The sequence below is a fragment of the Stenotrophomonas sp. YJH_SMC_80 genome, assembly GCF_059372495.1.
The window spans coordinates 16,677-31,168 of the sequence record NZ_JCAFVP010000012.1 but is presented as its reverse complement, the minus strand read 5'-3'; the positions used below and the strand labels follow the sequence as shown (position 1 = coordinate 31,168).

Here is a 14,492-nt window from a genome sequence, read left to right as displayed (position 1 = left end):
GGGCAACCGGGGAGGGACTGCAGGAACGCGATGTTGCATCGCAGAAAATATGAATCAGCGGACGTTACATGCAATTGATCGCTGTTCGATGGGTTTCAGCGACATTTCGCAGCCTGTTATCCTCCCTGACCTGCTCGTGAATCATGGATTCCCTGCATGCTCCCCAGCCTGCCCCTGCTGCTGGCCCTGCCGTTCCTGATGGCAGCGGCTGTTGCAGCCTTCCCCCGTAGTTCGCGCTCGACTGCTGCCTGGCTGGCGGCGCTGGCGCCGTTGGGCGGACTGGCCATCCTCGGCTGGCTGACCCCGTCCGTACTCGACGGCCAGGTGGTGCGGACGATGGTCCCTTGGCTGCCGCAGATCGGCCTGGACTTCACCCTGCGCCTGGACGGGCTGGCGTGGATGTTCGCCGGGCTGGTGCTGGGCATCGGCGCGCTGGTGGTGCTGTACGCGCGCTACTACCTGAGCCAGCAGGACAACGCGCACCGCTTCTACTGCTACCTGCTGCTGTTCATGGGCGCCATGCTGGGCATGGTGCTTTCGGGCAACCTGCTGTTGCTGATGATCTTCTGGGAAATGACCAGCATCAGCTCGTTCCTGCTGATCGGTTTCTGGTCGCACCGCCAGGACGCCCGCGAGGGCGCGCGGATGGCGCTGGTGATCACTGGCGGCGGCGGCCTTGCGCTGCTCGGTGGCGTACTGCTGATCGGGCGCATCGTCGGCAGCTTCGACCTGGACGTGGTGCTGGCCGCCGGCGAGCAGATCCGCGCCAGCGCGCTGTACCCGTACGCGCTGTTCCTGGTGCTGGCGGGCATCTTCACCAAGAGCGCGCAGTTCCCGTTCCATTTCTGGCTGCCGCACGCGATGGCCGCGCCCACTCCGGTCTCTGCCTACCTGCACTCGGCCACCATGGTGAAGGCCGGTGTATTCCTGCTGGCGCGCCTGCATCCAGCGCTGGCCGGCAGCGACCTGTTCTTCTACACGGTCAGCGGCATCGGTGCGATCACGCTGTTGATCGGCGCCTGGAACGCGATCTTCCAGCACGATCTGAAAGGCCTGCTGGCTTATTCGACCATTTCCCATCTGGGCCTGATCACCCTGCTGTTCGGCCTGTCCACGCCGATGGCGGTGGTGGCCGGTGTGTTCCACATCCTCAACCACGCCACCTTCAAGGCCTCGCTGTTCATGGCCGCCGGCATCATCGACCATGAGACCGGCACCCGCGACATGCGCAAGCTGGGCGGCCTGCGCAGGCTGATGCCGTTCACCAGCGCGCTGGCGATCATCGCCTCGCTGGCGATGGCCGGCATCCCGCTGCTCAACGGCTTCCTGTCCAAGGAAATGCTGTTTGCCGAGGCGATCACGGCCGGAGGCCCGGGAATCATGCGCACGGCGGTGTCGATCGCCGCATTGCTGGCTGGCGTGTTCGGGGTGGCCTACAGCCTGCGCTTCGTGCACGACACCTTCTTTGGCCCCGGCCCGCACGACCTGGATCGCGTGCCGCATGAGCCGCCGCGCTGGATGAAGGTACCGGTGGAACTGCTGGTGGTGATCTGCGTGGCAGTGGGCATCGCCCCGGCACTGACCGTGGCACCGGTGCTGCATGCCGCTGCGGCGTCGATCCTCGGCAGCGCCATGCCCGAGTACAGCCTGGCGGTATGGCACGGCTTCAACCTGCCGCTGGCGATGAGCGCGATCGGCGTGATCGGCGGCGTGGCGCTGTACTTCGGCCTGCGCAAGCTGATCAACCTGCATGCCGTGACCAACGTCAGCACTGGCCGCAATGTGTTCCATGCACAGCTGGATGCCGTGTCCGCACTGGCCATGCGCCTGACCAACGGCATCGCCAACGGCAGCCTGCAGCGCATGCTGCTGGGCCTGGTGCTGGTGGCGATCGCAGTTGCCGCCGCGCCATTCGTGGCAAATCCGGCGTCGCCAAACTGGACCGCGCCGCAGCCGATGCCGCTGCTGGGCTGGGCGCTGTGGCTGGTGATGATGGCCTGCGCGGCGGCCACCCTGCGCATCTACAAGCAGCGCCTGCTGGCGGTGCTGCTGGTCGGCGGCGTCGGCCTGATGGTGGCGCTGACCTTCGTGTTCCTGTCCGCACCCGACCTGGCCCTGACCCAGCTGCTCGTGGAGATGGTGACCCTGGTGCTGATGCTGCTGGGCATGAACTACCTGCCCGCGCAGTCCGGGCCGGAACGTCCGCGCTGGCGCAAGCGCCGCGATGCGGTGATCGCGATCATCGCCGGCGCCGGCCTGGGTGCGCTGGCCTATTCGGCGATGACCCTGCCGCCGAACACCATGGCCGGCGAACTGCTCGCCCGTGCGTTGCCCGAGGCCTACGGCCAGAACGTGGTCAACGTGATCCTGGTCGACTTCCGCGGCTTCGATACCTTCGGCGAGATCACCGTGTTCGGCATCGCCGCGCTGGTGGTGCACGCACTGCTGCGGCGCACGCGGATGGCACCGGAACAGATCATGCCCGGCCCGCCGATCAAGCTGCCGGTGCCGGCCGACCTGGCGCAGATCATGTTCCCGCTGACGCTGACCGTGTCGATCTTCCTGTTCCTGCGCGGCCACAACGCGCCCGGTGGTGGCTTCATCGCCGGCCTGGTGCTGGCGGTGCCGCTGCTGATCCAGTACGTGATCCAGGGCACCGCGTCGGTGGAATCGCGCTTCGGCTTCGACTACATCCGCTGCATCGGCATGGGGCTGCTGATCGCCCTGCTCAGCGGCAGCGCCTCGATGCTGTTCGGCGTGCCGTTCCTGACCAGTGGCCACCTCGACCTGCATCTGCCATTGATCGGCGACGTGCCGCTGGCCAGCGCGATCGGTTTTGACATCGGCGTCTATCTGGTGGTGTTCGGCGGCGCCATGCTGATGCTGTCGATGATGGGCACGATCAAGCCGTCGCGTACCCGCGCTGCCCGCAAGGGTGAGATCGACCTGCAACGCCGTTCGGCCCGCACCGGGGAGATGCACTGATGGAACTGGCCCTGGCTACCGCGATCGGCGTGCTGACCGCCATCGGCATCTACCTGCTGCTGCGTGCGCGCAGCTTCGACGTGATCCTCGGCATGACCTTCCTGTCCTACGCCACCAACCTGCTGATCTTCGCCGGTGGCCGCGTGGTGCTGGGCAAGGCGCCGGTACTGCAGGAGGGCGTGGACAGCCACCTGGGCAACTACACCGACCCGCTGCCGCAGGCACTGGTGCTGACCGCGATCGTGATCGCCTTCGCGATGACCGCAGTGAGCATCGTGCTGGCCATGCGCAGCCGCAGCGACAACCACAGCGACCATGTGGACGCCCACGAGCCCGACGACGACCTGCAGGATGAGAACGCATCGGCGCGCCAGGGCGAGGATCGCGCATGAACCATCTGGTGATCCTGCCGATCCTGATTCCGCTGCTCGGCGCCGCGCTGTCGCTGTTCGTCGAACACCGCCGCTACGGCCCCAGGGTGCAGCGCGCGGTGGCCTGGACCGCACTGTCGGCGCTGGCGCTGGCGGTGGGCCTGCTGTTCGCGTCGACCGCGGGCGGTGATATCAACGTCTACCTGCTGGGCGACTGGCCGTCGCGGCTGGGCATCGCGCTGGTGGCCGACCGGCTGTCGGCATGGATGCTGCTGACCACCCTGCTGCTGGCCATTCCCTGCCTGCTGCACGCCTGCTCGGGTTGGGACCGCCGCGCACCGCACTTCCATGCACTGTTCCAGTTCCAGCTGGTCGGCCTCAACGGTGCGTTCCTGACCGGCGACATCTTCAACCTGTTCGTGTTCTTCGAGGTGATGCTGATCGCCTCCTACGGCCTGCTGCTCAGCGGTGGCCGCGGCCTGCGCATGCGCATCGGCCTGCACTACGTGGTGTTCAACGTCACCGCCTCGACCCTGTTCCTGATCGCGCTGGGCCTGCTGTACGCCACGCTGGGTTCGCTGAACATGGCCGAGCTGTCGCAGCGCATCGCTGCGGTGCCGCCGACGCAGCTGACCCTGGTGAAGGCCACGATGGGCCTGTTGCTGCTGGTGTTCTGCGCCAAGGCCGCGCTGATGCCGCTGTACCTGTGGCTGCCGGAAGCCTATTCGCGCGCGCCGGCTGCAGTAGCGGCCCTGTTCGCAATCATGACCAAGGTCGGCCTGTATTCGGTGCTGCGCATCCAGATGCTGTGGTTCGGCGACGATGCCGGCGCGATGGCCGGCTATGGCCGCGACTGGCTGCTGTGGGCCGGCGTGGCGACGCTGGTGCTGGGCGGGCTCGGCGCCCTGGCCGCGACCCGCCTGCGCGTACTGATTTCCTACCTGGTCATCGTGTCGGCAGCCACGCTGTTCATCGCCTTCTCGGTGGGCACGCCGCAGGTGCTGTCGGCCGGCCTGTACTACCTGCCGCACAGCAGCTTCGTGGCCGCTGCGCTGTTCCTGGTTGCCGACCTGATCCGCCGCCGCCGTGGTGGCGCCAGCGACCGCAAGGAGGTGGTGGCGCCGATGCCGGGCAAGGAAACGCCGGCGGTGCTGTTCCTGCTCGGGGCAGTGTCGGTGGCCGGCCTGCCGCCTCTGTCCGGCTTCCTGGCCAAGGCCGCGCTGCTGGCCGGCATGCCGGCGCAGTACACCGGCCCGGTCTGGACCGCCGTGCTGGCCAGCAGCCTGCTGGTGATCATGGGCCTGACCCGCGGCGGCATCCGCCTGTTCTGGCGCGTTCCGCCGGTCGATCCGGAGGCACCGAAGCCGCGCAAGGCTCCCCTGCGCCGGGTAGAACTCTACGCCGCCTGCCTGCTGCTGGCCTACGGCATCGGCATGACCCTGGCTGCGGCACCGTTGATGCGCTACACCGACGCCACCGCCGCACAGCTGCTGCAACCCAGCGAGTACGTGCAGCAACTGCGTGCGACCACGCCGGAGATCCGCCAGCCATGACCGCCCAGCGCTCCCTGTTCCGTCGCCTGATTCCCTCGCCGATGCTCAGCATCATGGTGGTGGCGTTCTGGCTGCTGATGTCCGACAGCTTCACCCTCGGCCAGATCGTGCTGGGGCTGCTGCTGGGCGTGGTGGTGCCGCTGTTCGCCGCGCGCCTGGACCGCGAGTTCGCCCGTATCGGCACCCTGCGGCCACTGCCCAGGCTGGTGTGCGTGACCCTGTGGGACATCCTGATGTCCAACATCCGCGTCGCCCTGCAGGTGCTGGGCCCGGAAAAGAACATCCACCCGGGTTTCATCTGGCTGCCGCTGGACATCGCCAACATCCACGGCATCGCCGCGCTGACCAGCATGATCACCCTGACCCCGGGCACGGTCTCGGCCGCGCTCAGCGACGACCGCAAGTTCCTGCTGGTGCATGTGCTGCACCTGGAGGACCCACAGGACCTGATCGATACGATCAAGCGCCGTTACGAGGCGCCGTTGATGGAGATCTTCCCATGACCGGTTTTGAAGTCATCCAGACCACCCTGGTGGTGTGCATGCACGTGGTCGGCCTGGCCATGCTGCTGGCCACCTGGCGCCTGCTGCGCGGGCCGACCGTGCCCGACCGCATCCTTGCGCTGGATACCCTGTCGGTGACCGCGATCGCCGAGCTGATGCTGTTCGGCATGTACCTCAATTCGCCGATCTACTTCGAGGCGGCGCTGATCATCGCCATGCTCGGCTTCGGCAGCACCGTGGTGCTGAGCAAGTTCGTGCTGCGCCGGGACATCGTCGAATGATCACCGCGATCCAGATCGGCCTGTCGATCCTGCTGCTGTTCGGCTGCTTCTTCATCCTGGTCGGCGCACTGGGCCTGGTGAAGCTGTCGACCTTCTTCAAGCGCCTGCACGCGCCGACCAAGGCCAGCACGCTGGGCGTCGGCTGCGTGCTGGTGTGCTCGGTCTGCTACCACATCTTCCTCGGCCAGGACCCGCAGCCGCGCGAGCTGCTGATCACCGTGTTCCTGTTCATCACCGCACCGATCAGCGCGCACATGATGGCCAAGGCCGCGCTGTCGCTGCTGATGGAGACCCGCCCCACCCTGCCAGGCAACGAACGTGCCGCCGAGGAGCAGCTGCCGCCGCCGGAGCCGGTGCGGGAAGAAGAAACCACGCAGAACCGGTAGTGCCGGCCGCTGGCCGGCAGTGGCAAGGGTTCCGTCAGAGGCAGTGAGGTTGCCGGCCAGCGGCCGGCACTACCTCATGCCGCGCCGACCAGCAGCAGTTCCAGCACGAACCAGCCGACAAACGCGACCAGCAGGATCACACCTTCGCCGCGGCTGATCTTCAGGTCGCCACGCAGCATCGGGTACAGCACCAGCGCGAACGCCAGCAGCGCCGGCAGTTCCAGGCGCACGAACGAGGCCGGCAGCGCCAGCGGCTGCAGCACGGCCATCGCACCGATCACCAGCAGCAGGTTGACCACGCTGGAACCCAGCACGTGGCCCAGTACCATGTCGCCATGCCCGCGACGCGCGGCGGCGATGGCGGTGGCCACCTCCGGCAGTGCGGTACCGATCGCCACCGGCAGCAGGCCGACCAGCAGCGGCGTCCAACCCAGGGCGGCGCCGAAGTCGGCGGCGGCGCCCACCACCAGGCGCGCGCCCCAGTACAGCGTCAACGCGGCAATCAGCACGCGCAGCACGTTCAACGGCAGGCTGGTGCGGCTCAGTGCGGACTCGGCGATGGCCACCTGCACCTCCGCGCTCTCGCTGCGACCACGGCGCAGCAGCAGCACCTGCACCACGATGAAACCGGCCAGCAGTATGCCGCCTTCCCAACGTGCCAGGCCGCCATCAAGCCCGAACAGGATCAGCAGCACACCCGCCGCCAGCAGCGACCACCACAGCACCGTCTGCAGGCGCGCGCGCAGCAGCAGGGGCGCAGCCATGGCCGCCACGGCCAGGGTCAAGCCCAGGTTGACGATGCTGCTGCCCACCGCGTTGCCCAGTGCCAGCTCCGGTTGGCCCACCGCCAGGGCGCGCGCGTTGACTGCCAGTTCCGGCAACGAGGTGGTCACTCCGAGCAGCAACAGCCCGGCAGTGAATGGGCTGGCGCCGAAACGCTGGGCCAGGCCGGACACGGCCTTGACGATGGAGTCCCCGCCCAACGCCAGCAGCAGCAGGCCGAGCAGGAACCAGGCAATGGCAATGGCGATCATCGAGCACTCCCCCAGCGGTCGTGGCGCGATTCTACGCTTGGCCCGTACGCGCGGCTGGGCCGTGGATCAAGGATCAGCCACAGCCTTCCGCATAATCGACCTGCGGGGTCTGTCCGACGCGCCAGGCACCCACCCGGCCATCGGCACCGAGTGCGAAGTCGATCACCGCCCCGCCCTCCTGCGCCGGGCGCACGCGCAGGTGCTGGGCCTTCTCGTCATACTTGTCGGGGCCGACGTCCGCGCGCTCGGGATACAGCACCTGCAGCTCACCCAGGGTCATGCCGACCTTGCCACCGCCCGGTGCGGTGATGGCGGCGCTGCGCACGTCGTAGCGCACCAGCTTGCGGCCCTCGATCATCAGGCGCGGATCTTCGGCATCCTGCGGGCGCAGGAAGTAGCAGCCGTCGTTGCTGTCGTCAGCCGGCAGCGGCTTGCCGGCCGCATCGGTGCCCAGACCCTGCAGCGGCGTGCCGAAGCCGGCACGGACCTCGGCGATGCCGGCACCCAGCTTCGCCCCAGCGAAGCCATCCAGGCGCGCGGGACTGTCCTCGCGACGGTCATTGGCTGGACGGGCGGCCAGGTCGGGATCCGTCGACTGCGCGGGTCCGGTCGCCGAGGCGGTTTCCGCCGGGGTGTCGCTGCCGCTGCCGGCCGCCCCCTGCTTGTCGGGGCCAGCACTGCAGGCGGTGAGCGAAAGGAGCAACAGACCAGCAAGCGGAAGGTGCTTCATCGGTGCGGTTCCCTGGCACAAGGATGGCTGCACGCTAGCCCATCCGGTGTGCAGGCGCTGCATTGTCATCGCGGTTTCATCGCCTTCGTTCAGGCTCGGCGAGCACCGACCTGGCCGTCCCTTCCATGCAACCGCGCAAGACCGATCTCGCCCGAACCGCGCTGCAGGCCCACCGCGCGCCGCTGGACATGCGCCAGCGCCGGCTGCTGATCCTGTGCGACGGCCAGCGTACCGTCGCCGACCTGACCGGTCTGCTCGGCCAGGAAGCACCGGCGATGGTCATCCAGCTGGTACAGGCGGGGTACCTGAGCACCGGCACGGGCGCCACGACCCCAGCACCGTCGACCGCAGCCGCGGTAGCGCCGGTGCCCGCGCCGCCGGCAGCGACACCTGCTGCACCCGCGGTCGAACGCCGGCGCTCACTGGTGGCAGCGCGCATCTACGTGCTGGGCATCCTGGAAATGCAGCGGCATCCACAGGCGGCGGCGCTGTTCCGCGACCTGCAGCAGGCGCGTGCGGAGGACGAGGTGCTGCAGCGACTGCAGTCGGCAATGCAGCTGCTGCCCACGCTCACTTCGGATGGCTATTGCCAGCGCGTACGGCAGCGCCTGCTGGAGGCATTGCCATTGGAGCATTGCGACGCGTTCGCCGAGGTCGCCTGAAGAAAAAGGGGACGGAGGGGATTAAGTCGTTTCAGGCACACGTGTGCTGATTGCGGCTTAATCCCCTCCGTCCCCTTTTTAGGGTCAGCGGAAGTTATTGCGCAGGCCGTTCCAGCACTGCTGGTAATCGCCCTGGCGGTGGCCGGCGGCCAGCGCCTGTGCGGTCGGGCGGATCACTGCGCGGGTCTCGAACATGAAGGCCATCGTGTCCTTGATCACATCGGCCTTGGACAGATCGGCATTGGACGCCTTGTCGAAGGTCGGCGCGTCCGGGCCATGACCACTCATGCAGTTGTGCAGCGATGCGCCACCCGGGACGAAGCCTTCGGCCTTGGCATCGTAGGCGCCATGCACCAGGCCCATGAACTCGCTGGCGATGTTGCGGTGGAACCACGGCGGACGGAACGTGTTCTGCGCCACCAGCCAGCGCGGCGGGAAGATCGCAAAGTCCATGTTGCTGGTGCCCGGGGTGTCGCTGGGCGAATGCAGCACCAGGAAGATCGACGGATCCGGGTGGTCGTAGCTGATCGAACCGATGGTGTTGAAGCGACGCAGGTCGTAACGGTACGGCGCGTAGTTGCCGTGCCAGGCCACCACGTCCAGCGGCGAATGGTCGATCGGTGCACGCCACAGGCGACCCTCGAACTTCGCGATCAGCTCGAAATCGCCATCGACGTCCTCGAACGCCGCATGCGGGGTCTCGAAGTCGCGCGGATTGGCCAGGCCGTTGGATCCGATCGGGCCAAGGTCGGGCAGCTTCAGCAGCGCACCGTAGTTCTCGCAGATATAGCCGCGGCTGGGGCCATCGGGCAGTTCAACGCGGAAGCGCACGCCGCGCGGGATCACCGCGATCTGCTGCGGCTCGATCTCGATCACGCCCAGCTCGGTCAGCAGGCGCAGCGCGCCCAGCTGCGGCACGATCAGCAGCTCGCCGTCGGCGTCGTAGAAGTAGCGGCCGACCATGTCGCGGTTGGCAGCGTATAGGTGGATGCCCACGCCGGCATGCGCATCGGGCGAGCCGTTGCCACCCATCGTGTACAGGCCTTCGACAAAATCGGTCGGCAGCTCCGGCAGCGGCAGCGGGCTCCAGCGCAGCTGGTTCGGTGAAGCCGGCTGTGCGCCGAAATCACACTGCAGCTGCGACTGCGCGAACGGGGTGAACTCGCCATGGGTCACCGCCGGGCGGATCCGGTACAGCCAGCTGCGGCGGTTGCTGCCACGCGGCGCGGTGAAGGCGGTGCCGGTCAACTGTTCGGCGTACAGGCCGTGGGCCACCTTCTGCGGTGAGTTCTGCCCGACCGGCAGCGCGCCGGCAACGGCCTCGGTGGCGAATTCGTTGCCGAAGCCGGACTGGTAGCCGCGGGCGGTGATGGCGGGGGACATGGGAACTCCAGAGATTGCCGGCCAGCGGCCGGCGCGACCATTCGGACAGGCAATGCCGGCGGGACGCCGACATTGCCTGCAGACCTTACAGCACGCCGCGGCGGATCTGGTCGCGCTCGATGCTCTCGAACAGTGCGGTGAAGTTGCCTTCGCCGAAGCCTTCGTTGCCCTTGCGCTGGATGATCTCGAAGAAGATCGGGCCGATGCAGTTCTGGGTGAAGATCTGCAGCAGCTTGCGCTGGTGGGTTTCCGGATCGGCATCGATCAGGATCTTGTTCTTCGCCAGGCGCGGCACGTCTTCACCGTGGTTCGGCACGCGCTGGTCGATCACGTCGAAGTAGGTCTCCGGCGTATCGAGGAAGTCCACGCCCTGCGCGCGCATCGCTTCGACGGTCTCGTAGATGTTCTCGGTGAAGCAGGCGATGTGCTGGATGCCCTCGCCCTTGTACGCGTCCAGGTACTCGTTGATCTGGCTCTTCGGATCGGACGATTCGTTCAGCGGGATGCGCACGATGCCATCCGGCGCGGTCATCGCCTTGGACACCAGGCCGGTCTTCAGGCCCTTGATGTCGAAGTAGCGGATCTCGCGGAAGTTGAACAGGCGCTCGTAGTAGTCCGACCACTGCTGCATGTTGCCGAAATACAGGTTGTGGGTCAGGTGGTCGATGAAGGTCAGGCCGAAGCCCACCGGGTGCAGGTCGGCACCGGCGATCGGCTCGTAGTCGCCGTCATAGATGCTGCCGGCGCTGCCGTAGCGATCGACCAGGTACAGCATGCAGTCGCCGATGCCCTTGATGACCGGCGCGCTGACCGCCTTGCTGTCCGGCTTGAAGGCGATGGCTTCGGCGCCGTTGCCCAGCGCGGTCTGGTAGACCTCCTGGCCCGGCTTCTTGAAGCGGATGGCGAAGCCGCAGGCGCACGGACCGTGCTTCTCGGCGAAGTCGGCGGCGAACGAATCGGGGTCCTCATTGACCAGGAAGTTGACGTCGCCCTGGCGATAGACGGTAATCGGACGCTGCTTGTGCTTGAGCACCGCGCTGAAGCCCATCTTCCGGAAGTACTCGTGCAGCTCCTGGCCACGGCCGGCCGGGGCGGCGAATTCGACGAACTCGAAGCCGTCGATGCCCATCGGGTTCTCGAAGGTGGTGACCTGCATGCCGGGGTTGGGATGCGAGGCGGTCGGGACTGCGGTATTCATGGCGTGGCTCCGAATCGGTACCGCATCGGTACAAACCAGGTGCGGGCAGGTAGGGACCCGGCGAGAATGCAGGGTCTGGACCTACCCCTTATAGTTACACTTGAAACCACCAGCAAGGTGCACCGCAACATGAGCCCCGCCGATCCCGTTTCGACCCGCCTGCGTTCCTCGCACGTCCTGCTCGACCTGGAACAGTTCCTGCCGTACCGGCTGAGCGTGCTGTCCAACCGGGTCAGCGGCAACATCGCCAAGCTATACGGCGATCGTTACGGTCTGGCGATTCCCGAATGGCGGGTGATCACCATCCTGGCGCTGTACCCGGGCTCCTCGGCCAGCGAGGTCTCCGACCGCACGGCGATGGACAAGGTGGCGGTCAGCCGTGCCGTGGCCCGCCTGCTGGAGCGCGGCTTCATCAAGCGCGAGACCCACGGCGACGACCGCCGCCGCTCGGTGCTGGCGCTGTCGGCAGCCGGCTTCGAGGTGTACGAGACCATCGCGCCGATGGTGATCGAAATCACCCGCAAGCTGATGTCGGTGCTGAGCGAAGAGGAAGAGCAGGTGCTGGAGAAGCTGATCCTGCGCCTGGCCGGCGAAGGCCTGGAACGGATGGGCGAAGGGGTCTGAAAGAAAAAGGGGACGGAGGGGATTAAGTCGTTTTGGGCCCCAAGTCGCGGGTGCCGACCCCGGCCGGTAGCGGAACAGTGGCTGGGCGATTGTCGTCCACTCCCTTTGATCTGACGGGACCCGCTCTTTGGCGGACTGCGGACCGACCGCAAACGATGCCATCGGACGCATTCACCTTCCGCAGATCCCGCCCTGAAGTGTCGCCCTCGCCCAGCGGCATTTCCGCATTGGCCCGATACGGCCCGTTTCCGCCAGGCTGGTGTATCGAAACGGGCTGATCCAGTGAATTCTCCTATTGGACTGCTCACGTGTGCGGCCGGACGGTACACGTTCAACGGGTACAGCCCGGCCATCCACATCGAACGGGCTCCCTCATGGATGACTCGCGTTCAACGTCGCCGCATGGCCAGGAATTGCTGGCCGATCTCAGAGAGCTGATCTGCGCAGCGCGCAGCAGGATGCACAGGTCCATCAACGCCGAGTTGACGCTGCTGTACTGGCGAATCGGTCGTCGCATCCATGTTGACCAGATGGCTGGGCGACGTGCGCGCTACGGAGAGGTTCTCTTCACCCGGATCGCCAAGGCGCTGTCTGCCGAGTTCGGCACATCCTTCGGTGAGAAGAGCCTGCGCCGGATGGTGCAGTTCTCCATCGCATTTGCAGACGAGCAGATTGTCGTATCGCTGATACGACAATTGAGCTGGACCCATTTCATCGCGCTGATCCCACTGGCGGACCCACTCAAGCGCGACTTCTATGCACAGATGGCCGCCACCGAGGGCTGGAGTGTACGTACGCTGCGCCAGCGCGTCGATTCGATGCTGTATGAGCGCACGGCACTCTCCAGTCAGCCAGAGCAGACCATCGCCGAAGAGTTGGCGGCACTGCGCGGCAACCAGCAGCTGTCTCCAGGGCTGATACTGCGTGATCCCTACGTGCTGGACTTTCTTGGCCTCAAGGACAGCTGGGACGAGCAGGACCTTGAAACCGCGATCCTTCGCGAGATGCAGGGCTTCCTGCTTGAACTTGGCACGGGCTTCAGTTTCGTCGCCCGCCAGAAGCGCATCCAGATCGACGGCGATGACTTCCACCTGGACCTGCTGTTCTACAACCGGCGCCTGCGCAGACTAATTGCCATCGAGTTGAAGATCGGCGAGTTCAAGCCGGCCTACAAGGGACAGATGGAACTCTATCTGCGCTGGCTGGACCGGTACGAACGTGAGGACGGCGAGCAGGCGCCGTTGGGCATCATCCTCTGCACAGGGAAGAAGGCGGGCCAGATTGAATTGCTGGAGCTGGACCGCTCAGGCATCCATGTTGCGGAGTACCTGACCACGCTGCCCTCCCGGGAGGTCCTCAAGCAAAGATTGCAGACTGCCATGGAGCGGGCGCGGCAGCAGCTGCAGACCGCGGCGCCCGGCCTCCCGTAGATCTACGCCACGCGCGGATGGCGTTCATGCTTCAACTCAGATGCTTGCGCCGTGCATGGATCCACGGCACCGCGAGCGCCGCGATGGCACCACCGGCGAAGCCGAGGGAAGCCGCAACCGTGGCTGCTTCGACCGCCCCCGGCAGCGCCAGCGCTGCCGCCACCAGCAGCAGCGACGGCAGGCCGACGAAGGTGCCCAGGAAGAAATGCCAACGCGGTGACCAGGTATTGAGCTGCAGCAGGCTGACCGGTTGCCAGGCTTCCGAGGCAGCGTCCTCGGCGATCTTCGCCACCGCCTTGGCCAGGTCCACTTCCGGCAGCGCGCGCCCCTGCCGTGCGGTCGCCAGCAGCTCGGCCACGGCCTCCACCGGCGGGAAACTGGACGGCCACGCGACCGGCGCCGGCACGCCATACGCGGTCAGCACCGGCACGCTCAGCCACGGCGCCACCAGCGGGCGCATGCGACGGCGGCCATGCACGCACCAGATCTGTTGCTGCCCATGCGCGGTGACGCTGTACAGCGCCAGTTCGTTGGCCGGCGGGTAACCGAGCATGGTCACCCGCGCGGCCAGGCTGTCCTGCCCCATCGCGCGCAGGAAGCCGGGGCGGCTGCGCCCTTCCTGCATCCACGCCAGTCCCAGCGCACCCACCAGATAGGCCTCGGCCATGTCCTTGCTGCCAGCGGTGGCGCGTTCGTCGCTGGCCAGGTACCAGGCCAGCGATTTCGGTTCGGCGACATTGTCCAGGCCCCAGCGGCTGTCGTCTCCCAGCACATGGCGCACCGGCAGGCGCGCGGGCGCGGTTTCGCCACGTTCGCCGGGTTGCAGGAACGGCAGCACGCCCTGGATGAAGGTGGACAGCTCGATCGCACGCACGCCGTGCCCCTGCCACTCCGGTGGCAGCAGCCCGGCCAGCTGGCCATCGGCGGCCAGCGCATCAAGCCGGGACTTCTGCTCGACCAGCTTCTGCACCGCCCCCTTCAGCACCACGTTGTCGGGCAGCGCGATCTGCGGCAGGCGATGACGCGGCGGCGCCAGGTCGACGGTGGCCTCGCCGGTTCCGGTGTCATCCAGCAGCGCCTCCTGCGGCGGCAAGGTTACGCCCTCGCCTGCTCCACCCTCGGCCAACTCACTGGCGGGTTCGGGCAGTCGTTCGGCGTGGTCGCTGTGCATGGGCGTTCCGGAAGGTTGCATCGACGGGATGTCGACTGAGGTCCTTGCCGGTAACGGCGAGTGCGTTGCGATATTGAGATGCCGATTCCGGGAATGTGACCGCAACCACAGTAGATCCACGCCATGCGTGGATGCACTTCTGTGCCGACCAACGGTCGGCACCCACCGGGGATGGCGGTCA

At 66.8% G+C, this 14,492-nt stretch carries 14 protein-coding genes; 9 read left to right on the top strand and 5 right to left on the bottom strand.

Annotated elements, in window-relative coordinates:
- Positions 1 to 156 precede the first annotated feature (156 nt).
- From AC5P99_RS16975 to AC5P99_RS16950, 6 genes are read left to right on the top strand one after another with little or no spacing between them, the layout of a single operon-like run.
- A complete protein-coding gene (locus tag AC5P99_RS16975; protein WP_109337547.1) occupies positions 157 to 2,985 on the top strand; it encodes a monovalent cation/H+ antiporter subunit A in 2,829 nt (942 codons plus the stop codon).
- Positions 2,985 to 3,377: a Na+/H+ antiporter subunit C gene (locus AC5P99_RS16970; protein ID WP_024957677.1), complete on the top strand. Its 393-nt coding sequence runs from the start codon at positions 2,985 to 2,987 to the stop codon at positions 3,375 to 3,377. Before AC5P99_RS16975 ends, AC5P99_RS16970 begins: the two co-directional genes overlap by 1 nt.
- Positions 3,374 to 4,909: a monovalent cation/H+ antiporter subunit D gene (locus AC5P99_RS16965; protein WP_495213353.1), complete on the top strand. Its 1,536-nt coding sequence runs from the start codon at positions 3,374 to 3,376 to the stop codon at positions 4,907 to 4,909. The genes AC5P99_RS16970 and AC5P99_RS16965 overlap by 4 nt, the downstream gene beginning before the upstream one ends.
- The gene (locus AC5P99_RS16960) at positions 4,906 to 5,412 is read left to right on the top strand and encodes a Na+/H+ antiporter subunit E (protein ID WP_005411333.1); all 507 of its coding nucleotides are present in this window, start codon (positions 4,906 to 4,908) and stop codon (positions 5,410 to 5,412) included. Before AC5P99_RS16965 ends, AC5P99_RS16960 begins: the two co-directional genes overlap by 4 nt.
- On the top strand, positions 5,409 to 5,693 hold the full coding sequence (locus AC5P99_RS16955; RefSeq protein ID WP_005411334.1) for a K+/H+ antiporter subunit F: 285 nt from the start codon (positions 5,409 to 5,411) through the stop codon (positions 5,691 to 5,693). Before AC5P99_RS16960 ends, AC5P99_RS16955 begins: the two co-directional genes overlap by 4 nt.
- Positions 5,690 to 6,079 (top strand): Na+/H+ antiporter subunit G, encoded by a 390-nt coding sequence (locus tag AC5P99_RS16950; protein WP_012481450.1) that lies wholly within the window; start codon positions 5,690 to 5,692, stop codon positions 6,077 to 6,079. Before AC5P99_RS16955 ends, AC5P99_RS16950 begins: the two co-directional genes overlap by 4 nt.
- Positions 6,080 to 6,153: 74 nt before the next feature.
- Here AC5P99_RS16950 and AC5P99_RS16945 read toward each other — a convergent pair whose 3' ends face one another.
- Positions 6,154 to 7,113 (bottom strand): sodium:calcium antiporter, encoded by a 960-nt coding sequence (locus AC5P99_RS16945; protein ID WP_043034283.1) that lies wholly within the window; start codon positions 7,111 to 7,113, stop codon positions 6,154 to 6,156.
- A 73-nt stretch (positions 7,114 to 7,186) separates the two neighbouring features.
- Positions 7,187 to 7,843, bottom strand: coding sequence for a hypothetical protein (locus AC5P99_RS16940; protein ID WP_005411337.1), 657 nt, complete (start codon positions 7,841 to 7,843; stop codon positions 7,187 to 7,189).
- A 125-nt stretch (positions 7,844 to 7,968) separates the two neighbouring features.
- Between AC5P99_RS16940 and AC5P99_RS16935 the strand changes: the two genes are divergently transcribed.
- Positions 7,969 to 8,505 carry a hypothetical protein gene (locus AC5P99_RS16935; protein WP_033833880.1) on the top strand — a complete coding sequence of 179 codons (537 nt, stop codon included), beginning with the start codon at positions 7,969 to 7,971 and terminating at the stop codon, positions 8,503 to 8,505.
- Positions 8,506 to 8,589: 84 nt separating this feature from the next.
- Here AC5P99_RS16935 and hmgA read toward each other — a convergent pair whose 3' ends face one another.
- Positions 8,590 to 9,888: a homogentisate 1,2-dioxygenase gene (gene hmgA / locus AC5P99_RS16930; protein ID WP_005411339.1), complete on the bottom strand. Its 1,299-nt coding sequence runs from the start codon at positions 9,886 to 9,888 to the stop codon at positions 8,590 to 8,592.
- Positions 9,889 to 9,973: 85 nt separating this feature from the next.
- Positions 9,974 to 11,086, bottom strand: coding sequence for a 4-hydroxyphenylpyruvate dioxygenase (hppD, locus tag AC5P99_RS16925; protein ID WP_005411340.1), 1,113 nt, complete (start codon positions 11,084 to 11,086; stop codon positions 9,974 to 9,976).
- A gap of 66 nt (positions 11,087 to 11,152) precedes the next feature.
- On the opposite strand from hppD, the gene AC5P99_RS16920 reads away from it, so the two are divergent.
- The gene (locus AC5P99_RS16920) at positions 11,153 to 11,710 is read left to right on the top strand and encodes a MarR family winged helix-turn-helix transcriptional regulator (RefSeq protein WP_005411341.1); all 558 of its coding nucleotides are present in this window, start codon (positions 11,153 to 11,155) and stop codon (positions 11,708 to 11,710) included.
- Positions 11,711 to 12,084: 374 nt separating this feature from the next.
- Positions 12,085 to 13,140: a PDDEXK nuclease domain-containing protein gene (locus AC5P99_RS16915; protein WP_495213352.1), complete on the top strand. Its 1,056-nt coding sequence runs from the start codon at positions 12,085 to 12,087 to the stop codon at positions 13,138 to 13,140.
- Positions 13,141 to 13,171: 31 nt separating this feature from the next.
- On the opposite strand, the gene AC5P99_RS16910 is transcribed toward AC5P99_RS16915, so the two are convergent.
- A complete protein-coding gene (locus AC5P99_RS16910; protein WP_495213351.1) occupies positions 13,172 to 14,311 on the bottom strand; it encodes a hypothetical protein in 1,140 nt (379 codons plus the stop codon).
- Between the last annotated feature and the right edge of the window lie 181 nt (positions 14,312 to 14,492).

Excerpts from the sequence above, each read along its gene's own strand:
- AC5P99_RS16975 (WP_109337547.1), top strand. The coding sequence starts at position 157 with ATGCTCCCCAGCCTGCCCCTGCTGCTGGCCCTGCCGTTCCTGATGGCA.
- AC5P99_RS16970 (WP_024957677.1), top strand. The coding sequence starts at position 2,985 with ATGGAACTGGCCCTGGCTACCGCGATCGGCGTGCTGACCGCCATCGGC.
- AC5P99_RS16965 (WP_495213353.1), top strand. The coding sequence starts at position 3,374 with ATGAACCATCTGGTGATCCTGCCGATCCTGATTCCGCTGCTCGGCGCC.
- AC5P99_RS16960 (WP_005411333.1), top strand. The coding sequence starts at position 4,906 with ATGACCGCCCAGCGCTCCCTGTTCCGTCGCCTGATTCCCTCGCCGATG.
- AC5P99_RS16955 (WP_005411334.1), top strand. The coding sequence starts at position 5,409 with ATGACCGGTTTTGAAGTCATCCAGACCACCCTGGTGGTGTGCATGCAC.
- AC5P99_RS16950 (WP_012481450.1), top strand. The coding sequence starts at position 5,690 with ATGATCACCGCGATCCAGATCGGCCTGTCGATCCTGCTGCTGTTCGGC.
- AC5P99_RS16945 (WP_043034283.1), bottom strand. The coding sequence starts at position 7,113 with ATGATCGCCATTGCCATTGCCTGGTTCCTGCTCGGCCTGCTGCTGCTG.
- AC5P99_RS16940 (WP_005411337.1), bottom strand. The coding sequence starts at position 7,843 with ATGAAGCACCTTCCGCTTGCTGGTCTGTTGCTCCTTTCGCTCACCGCC.
- AC5P99_RS16935 (WP_033833880.1), top strand. The coding sequence starts at position 7,969 with ATGCAACCGCGCAAGACCGATCTCGCCCGAACCGCGCTGCAGGCCCAC.
- hmgA (WP_005411339.1), bottom strand. The coding sequence starts at position 9,888 with ATGTCCCCCGCCATCACCGCCCGCGGCTACCAGTCCGGCTTCGGCAAC.
- hppD (WP_005411340.1), bottom strand. The coding sequence starts at position 11,086 with ATGAATACCGCAGTCCCGACCGCCTCGCATCCCAACCCCGGCATGCAG.
- AC5P99_RS16920 (WP_005411341.1), top strand. The coding sequence starts at position 11,153 with ATGCAGGGTCTGGACCTACCCCTTATAGTTACACTTGAAACCACCAGC.
- AC5P99_RS16915 (WP_495213352.1), top strand. The coding sequence starts at position 12,085 with ATGGATGACTCGCGTTCAACGTCGCCGCATGGCCAGGAATTGCTGGCC.
- AC5P99_RS16910 (WP_495213351.1), bottom strand. The coding sequence starts at position 14,311 with ATGCACAGCGACCACGCCGAACGACTGCCCGAACCCGCCAGTGAGTTG.